Annotated in this window: 7 protein-coding genes; 5 read left to right on the top strand and 2 right to left on the bottom strand. The window is 73.8% G+C overall.

The window, feature by feature from the left end; translation table 11 throughout:
• Positions 1-567: IS630 family transposase (locus G567_RS0105990; protein WP_028929272.1), on the top strand; the 567-nt coding region annotated here is incomplete at its 5' end.
• 26 nt (positions 568-593) lie between these two features.
• A complete protein-coding gene (locus G567_RS0105985; RefSeq protein WP_028929271.1) occupies positions 594-1,043 on the top strand; it encodes a gamma-glutamylcyclotransferase family protein in 450 nt (149 codons plus the stop codon).
• Here G567_RS0105985 and G567_RS0105980 read toward each other — a convergent pair.
• Together G567_RS0105980 and G567_RS27000 are read right to left on the bottom strand one after the other, a co-directional pair.
• The gene (locus G567_RS0105980) at positions 998-1,279 is read right to left on the bottom strand and encodes a hypothetical protein (protein WP_028929270.1); all 282 of its coding nucleotides are present in this window, start codon (positions 1,277-1,279) and stop codon (positions 998-1,000) included. The two genes, G567_RS0105985 and G567_RS0105980, sit on opposite strands and share 46 nt — an antisense overlap.
• A gap of 81 nt (positions 1,280-1,360) precedes the next feature.
• The gene (locus G567_RS27000) at positions 1,361-2,599 is read right to left on the bottom strand and encodes an amidohydrolase (protein WP_037056039.1); all 1,239 of its coding nucleotides are present in this window, start codon (positions 2,597-2,599) and stop codon (positions 1,361-1,363) included.
• A 340-nt stretch (positions 2,600-2,939) separates the two neighbouring features.
• Here G567_RS27000 and G567_RS0105970 point away from each other — a divergent pair, with 340 nt between their 5' ends.
• From G567_RS0105970 to G567_RS0105960, 3 genes are read left to right on the top strand one after another with little or no spacing between them, the layout of a single operon-like run.
• On the top strand, positions 2,940-4,706 hold the full coding sequence (locus G567_RS0105970) for a serine/threonine-protein kinase (protein ID WP_051232344.1): 1,767 nt from the start codon (positions 2,940-2,942) through the stop codon (positions 4,704-4,706).
• 42 nt (positions 4,707-4,748) lie between these two features.
• Positions 4,749-5,567, top strand: coding sequence for a purine-nucleoside phosphorylase (locus G567_RS0105965; protein ID WP_028929268.1), 819 nt, complete (start codon positions 4,749-4,751; stop codon positions 5,565-5,567).
• Positions 5,555-7,168 (top strand): phospho-sugar mutase, encoded by a 1,614-nt coding sequence (locus tag G567_RS0105960; RefSeq protein ID WP_028929267.1) that lies wholly within the window; start codon positions 5,555-5,557, stop codon positions 7,166-7,168. The genes G567_RS0105965 and G567_RS0105960 overlap by 13 nt, the downstream gene beginning before the upstream one ends.
• The last annotated feature ends 23 nt before the right edge of the window (positions 7,169-7,191 follow it).

The following is a 7,191-nucleotide window of genomic DNA, read 5'->3' as shown; positions in this document are numbered from 1 at the left end:
GTGTGCATGGACGAGAAGCCCTACCGACTCCTGGCCGCCGCCCGCGACCCGATCCCCGCCGCCCCCGGGCACGACCGTCGAGAAGATTCCGAGTACGTCCGCCACGGCACCTGCTCGATCTTCGTCTGGGTCGAACCCCTGCGCGGCCGGCGCCGCGTCGACGCCCGACCGCAGCGAACCAAGACCGACTGGGCCCGCCAGGTGCACCACCTGCTCATCCACGACTACCCCGACGCCGAGACCGTCGTGCTGGTCATGGACAACCTCAACACCCACACCATCGGCTCGCTCTACGAGACCTTCGACCCCGCCACCGCCTTCGACCTGGCACAACGACTGGAGATCCATCACACCCCCCGACACGGCTCCTGGCTCAACATCGCCGAGATCGAACTCTCGGCGCTGACCGGCCAGTGCCTGCACCGGCGCATCACCGACCTCGACACCCTCAACATCGAACTCGCCGCCTGGCAACACACCACCAACGCCGATCAGCGCCAGGTCGACTGGCAGTTCACCACCGCCGACGCCCGCATCAAACTCCGCCACCTATACCCCAAGAGATAGCAGCGACGGTCTACTAGTCTGTGGCGGTGCCGCTGTATGCCGCCTACGGGTCGAACATGGATCCGGCGCAGATGAAGGAGCGTGCTCCGCACTCGCCGATGGCCGGGACGGGGTGGCTGCAGGGCTGGCGGCTGACGTTCGGCGGCGAGGACTTCGCGTGGGAGGGTGCGCTCGCGACGGTCGTCGAACATCCCGGCTCGCAGGTCTTCGTCGTCCTCTACGACGTCTCCGAGCACGACGCCGCGCAGCTCGACCGCTGGGAAGGCGGCGAGCTCGGACTGCACAAGAAGCTGCGGCTGCGGGTGCACACCCTGGAGGGCGACGTCCTGGCCTGGATCTACGTGCTCGATGCCTATGAGGGCGGGATGCCCTCCGCGCGGTATCTCGGCGTGATCGCCGATGCCGCGGAGCAGGCCGGAGCTCCCGACGACTACGTGGCCGCGCTGCGCAACCGCCCCAGCCGCAAGTCCCTCTGATCCGCGAGCGCGTCCTGCTGCCGGCCGCGGCACAGCAGATCCGTCCCCACCCGCGAGCACAGCCGACGCGACGATGGTGCGGGGATCGGCCGCGCGGGCGGTTCGGCGACGACGCCGGCCCAGGTGGAGACGAGCTCCCCGTTCTCCAGCGCGGCCCGGAGCTCGTACTCACCCAGTACCGCGGCCGCGTCGCTGCACAGGCAGGCGCCGTACAGGCCTGTCGTTGGTAGCTTCATGGCCCGACCGTCGCGCAGCCGCGCCCGGATGGGCAGGAGGTCTCGCTCGCCTGTGGATGGTTCGACCGTCCCGTGGACAGCTCACCCCGACTCGGTCGCGGAGGTGAGGGCGGCCAGCGCGGCTCGGGTCAGGATGCGGACGCCGAGGGGCAGGGCACGCTCGTCGAGGTCGAAGGTCGGCTGGTGGATATCGCGCATCGGGCCGGTCCCCGGCCACACCCCGAGCCGGCCCATCGCGCCCGGGGCGTGCTCCAGATACCAGGCGAAGTCCTCGCCGCCGCTGGACTGCTCGGTGGTCGCCGCCGCGTCGGGGCCGACCGCAGCCACCGCGGCGTCGCGCAGCAGGCCCGAGCTGACCTCCTCGTTGACGACCGGAGGCACGCCGCGGACGTGATCGAGCACGTAGCCGACCCCGGTGGGTGCCAGCAGCGCCGCGACCAGTGCGCGGATCCTGTCCTCGAGCTCGCCCCAGGTCGCGTGGTCGGCCGTGCGCAGCGTGCCTCGCAGCACCCCGTGCTGCGGGATCGCGTTCGCGGCGTCGCCCGCCTCGACCGCGCCCCAGACCAGCACCGTGCCCGACCGCGGATCGACCTGACGGGTGAGCAACAGCGGCAGCTGTGTGATCAGCAGTCCGATGGCCTGAATCAGGTCGGCGGTGAGGTGCGGGCGCGCGGTGTGCCCGCCCGGCGAGGTGAGCCGGATCTCCAGCATGTCGCACGCCGAGGTGATCGGGCCGATCCTGGTACCGAGCTTGCCCACCTCGAGCCGCGGGTCGCAGTGCAGCGCGAAGATCCGCTCCACACCCGCCATGGCGCCGCCGGCCACGGCGTCGAGCGCGCCGCCGGGCTGCACCTCCTCGGCCGGTTGGAAGATCAGCCGGACCCGCCCGGGCAGCGACGGCGCCGAGGCCAGCGCGAGCCCGGCGCCGAGCACGATCGCCGTGTGCGCATCATGCCCGCAGGCGTGCATCACCCCGGTGATGGAGGAGGCGAACGGCAGGCCGGTGGCCTCCACCAGCGGCAGCGCGTCCAGGTCGGCGCGCAGCGCGACACACCGGTCCCCGTATCCGACATCGCAGACCAGGCCGGTGCCGCCCGGCAGGGTGCACGGTTCGAGCCCGGCAGCCATCAGGCAGCGGGCGACCAGCGCGGTGGACCGGTGCTCGGAACGCGCGAGCTCGGGTGCCGAATGCAGGGTGCGTCGCCAGCCGGCGAGCTCTGCGCGGTTCCGGTCAAGCCACGAGTCGAGCCACGACGGCCCGCTCCCGGCCCCGATATCGGCCACCACCGGATCGGCGGTCTGCGGGCGATCCCGGTGCATCTCGAGCAGCGTCACCCTTCCTCACCGCCCTCCTGCATGGGCATCCGCCCATTCATCATCCACCCGTCCATGGTGCTCAGCCAGGCGGAGGCGCACCAACCTCAAGCCGGCTGTTCGGGGCGGCCCTCGCCGAGGGGAGGGCCGTCTGCTGCGGACGGCCCCATGGACGGAGACGAACGGTCACCACGGCCGGTGCCGGGTCGTCGAGCGGCGAAATCGGCCGCTCGACGACCCGGCACCTGTCGCGCGTCGCCGGACGGCGTGTCCGCCGGGCCGGATGCCCACCGGCGGGGCCGGTCGGCATCCGGTGTCCGCGACGGAGACAATGAGGGGCGTGTCCATGCCGGGTGACGACGAGCCGCGCCGGATCGGCGGCCGGTACACGCTGTCGGCGCAGTTGGGCAGCGGCGCCATGGGCACGGTCTGGTCGGGCTACGACGAGGTCCTGCAACGGCGGGTGGCGGTCAAGGAGCTGAAGGTCCCGCCGGGGATACCCGAGCACGAGGCGCTGGCCATGCGGGAGCGCATGCTGCGCGAGGCCAGGGCGCTCGGCGGGCTGTCCAACCCGAACGTCATCACGGTCTACGACGTCGTCGACATCGGCGGTGAGCCGCTCGTCGTGCTGGAGCTGCTGCCGTCGCGGAACCTCGCGACGATGATCGCCGAACAGGGACGGCTGACGAGCCGGCAGGCCGCGGTCGTCGGCTACGCCACCGCGGGAGCGCTGCGCGCGGCGCACCGAGCCGGTATCACGCATCGGGACGTCAAGCCCGGCAACGTGTTGGTCGCCGACGACGGGCGGGTCAAGCTGACCGACTTCGGGATCGCCCGCAATGCCGCCGACGCCCCGATGACGACGGCCGGGCTCGTGCTCGGTTCGCCCGCCTACATCGCGCCGGAGGTCGCCGCGGGCCAGGCCGTGGCCCCGGCCGCGGACCTGTGGGGGCTCGGTGCCACGCTGTTCGCCGCGCTCGAAGGCCGTCCGCCCTACGATGTGCGCGGCGATCCCGTCTCGACGATCACCGAGGTCGTCGACGGCGAGGTCCCGCGCCCCCGCGACGCGGGTCCGGTGTCCGAGGTCATCGCCGCGCTGATGGTCAAGGAGCCGGACCAGCGGATGCCGCTGGACGAGGTGCGGCAACGGCTACGCCCGCTGCTCGCCGATCCGGAGGATCCGCTGTATCCGGGCTCGCCCGACTCGCCGACGGTCGGCGGCGCCATCCCCCACCCGCGTCCCGCCGAGCGATCGGATGGGCACCGGCCCACCACGTCCAGCTCCGGATGGTCCGCGCCGTTGGCCGACGCGCCGGGCCCGCTGCCGATCGGGCTCGGATCGCCGCCCCGGCAGGTCGCGCCGGGGCCGGCACCGCTGCCGACCTCCCCCGGAGCGCTGCCCGGCATTCCCCTTGCACCGAACGGTTCGCCACCGCGCTCCCCGACGGGCTCGCCGAGCGGCCCGCCCCGGCCCGCGGTGGCGCCGGCCCGACCGGTGACGGCGACCGGGGCCCGGCCGGCCCGGCGCCGTGAGCCAGGTCTGCCGGCGTCATGGGCCGCAGCCCTGATGATGGCCGGCGCGGTGATCGTGTTGCTCGGCGCTGCGGGCGGCTGGGCCGTGACCCGGGCGCTGGCCGGGCAGTCGCCGCTGACGACCGTCACGGTCACCACCGCGCGCGCGGCGCTCAGCGACTACCACGACCCGGACGGGTTCGGGCTCGGCATTCCCGCCACCTGGACCCGGTCCCGTGACCAGCCCCCCGACGGCACACCGGTGGTGAGCTTCGTCAGCCCGGGCAGCACCGAGGAGCTGGTCGTGCAGCGGGCCGCGTCGGCCACCGCGGTGCTCGACGCGCTGACCCCGGAGCAGCTCGGCGCCGACGACGTCACCGTCGAGCCCGCTGTGCCGGTCGCCGGGGCCGCCGAGGGCGCCCAGGAGCTGACCTATCGGACCTCCGTGGACTCGTTGGAACAACGAAGCTGGCTGCGGATGGTCCCGGCGGGCGACGGCGTGTGGACCATCCGGCTCACGGTGCCTGCCGGGCCCGGCGAGGACATCTCCGCCGAGTTGTTCAGCACGCTCGTCGCCGGGTTCACACCACCCGGCGCCTGATCACGGCCGGAGCGCCGCGCGACACTGGCTAGGCTGCGGCGCATGAGCGTCCCCGAGGCCCCGCCGTCCGTCGACGTCGCCCACCAGGCCGCGGAGGCGCTGGCCAGGGCAACGGGCACGGTCGCGCACGACGTCGCCGTGGTGCTCGGGTCGGGCTGGCGCCCCGCCGCCGACCTGCTGGGCGAACCGGCCGTCGAGGTCCCGATGGTGGAGCTACCCGGCTTCGTGCCACCGGCCGTCGCGGGGCACGGCGGAACGATCCGTTCGGTGCCCGTCGACGAGCAGCAGGTGCTGATCCTGCTCGGCCGCACCCATCTCTACGAGGGCCACGGCGTCGGCGGCGTCGCGCACGGCATCCGCACCGCGGCCGCGGCCGGATGCCGCACCGTCGTGCTGACCAACGCCGCGGGCGGGATTCGCGAGGGGATGGCGGTCGGCGACCCGGTGCTGATCTCCGACCACCTCAACCTGACCGGGGTCTCGTCGCTGGTGGGGCCGCGGTTCACCGATCTGACCGACCTCTACTCCCCACGGCTGCGGGCGCTGGCCCGCCAGATCGACCCGTCGCTGTCCGAGGGCGTCTACGCGGGGCTGCGCGGCCCGCAGTTCGAGACCCCCGCCGAGATCCGGATGCTGCGGGGGATGGGCGCCGACCTCGTCGGCATGTCGACGGTGCTGGAGGCGATCGCGGCACGGGCCGAAGGCGTCGAGGTGTTCGGACTGTCGCTGGTCACCAATCTCGCCGCCGGAATGACCGGGGCACCGCTGGACCACGAGGAGGTGCTCGCGGCCGGACGGGCCGCGGCGACACGGATGGGTGGGCTGCTGCGCGAGCTGATCAGCCGGGCATGCGCACGCTGACGCCGCGGTTGCGCGATGCGGCGTTGCGCTGGGCCGCCGACGATCCGGATCCGGCGACCCGCGCCGAGTTGCAGCGGGTGCTCGCCGCGGCGCTGGCCGGTGAGGGGGATGCCGCCGCCGATCTCGCCGAGCGGATGTCCGGGCCGCTGGTCTTCGGCACCGCCGGGCTGCGCGGGCCCGTGCGGGCGGGGTCGGCCGGGATGAACGTCGCGGTGGTCCGCCGGGCAAGCGCAGGTCTGGCGGCGTGGCTGCGCGATCGCGGCGACGGCGGTGGGGTTGTGGTCGTCGGCCGCGACGCCCGGCACGGTTCGGCAGCGTTCGCGACCGCGGCGGCCGGGGTGCTGGCCGGTGCCGGGTTCGCGGTGCGGACGCTGCCCGATCCCGCGCCCACCCCGCTGGTGGCCTTCGCGGTGCGCGAGCTGGGTGCGGTCGCCGGTGTGGCGATCACCGCGTCCCACAATCCAGCCCCCGACAACGGCTACAAGGTCTATCTCGCCGACGGCGCGCAGCTCGCCCCGCCCGCCGATGCCGAGATCGAGACGCGGATCGCGGCGGCGCCCGCGGCGGTGTCGATCCCGACCGCCACAGGCGAAACCGTCGTGGACGTCACGGAGTCCTATCTGGACCGAGTGGCCCGGCTGCCGCGCGGCCCGGCGCGCGCGCTGCGGATCGCGCTGACCCCGCTGCACGGCGTCGGCGGTTCGACCGCGGTGCACGCGCTGGCCCGGGCGGGCTTCACCGGCGTCCACGTCGTCGCGGGTCAGGCCGCGCCGGATCCCGACTTCCCCACCGTCGCGTTCCCGAACCCGGAGGAACCGGGCGCCACCGACGCACTGCTGGAGCTGGCCGCAGCGGTCGGCGCGGACCTGGCTATTGCGCTCGACCCGGATGCCGATCGATGCGCGCTCGGCGTCGCGGCGCCGGACGGGACGTGGCGGATGCTCACCGGGGACGAGACCGGGGTGCTGCTCGGCGACCACATCCTGCGCGCCGGCGGGAATTCCGATCCGCTGGTCGTGACGACCGTGGTGTCGTCGTCGATGCTGCGCGCGGTCGCGGCGGCGCACGGGGCCCGCTATGCCGAGACCCTCACCGGCTTCAAGTGGATCGCGCGCGGCGGACCGGGACTGGTGTACGGCTATGAGGAGGCCCTGGGTTATTGCGTGGATCCCGACGCCGTGCGCGACAAGGACGGCATCGCCGCCTCCGTGCTGGCCGCCGATCTGGCGGCGACACTGCGCGCCCGGGGGCAGTGCCTGCTCGACCGGCTCGACGAGCTCGCGGTCGCGCACGGGGTGCACCACACCGAGGGGCTGGCGTTCCGGCTGAAGCCCGCAGCGCGTGATGCGGTGGTCGACCGGCTGCACGGCGCGCCGCCCGCCGGGTGGACGCTCGAGCGCCCCGCGCCCGACGTGCTGGTGTTGCGGCGCGGCGGCGAGCGCGTCGTGGTCCGGCCGTCCGGGACGGAACCCAAGCTCAAGGTCTACCTCCAGGTCGTCGAGCCGGTGGCGGGGCGTGCCGCACTGGCCGACGCGCGCGCCCGCGCGGCCGACCGGCTCGCCGCGCTCCGCACCTGCTACACACGACTTGTGAGTGCGTAACAGTGTTCTAACACTGTTACGCA

It is taken from the genome of Pseudonocardia asaccharolytica DSM 44247 = NBRC 16224 (assembly GCF_000423625.1).
GTDB lineage: Bacteria > Actinomycetota > Actinomycetes > Mycobacteriales > Pseudonocardiaceae > Pseudonocardia > Pseudonocardia asaccharolytica.
Note: the sequence above shows the minus strand (reverse complement) of the source record. Positions and strands in the feature narration are given on the sequence as shown.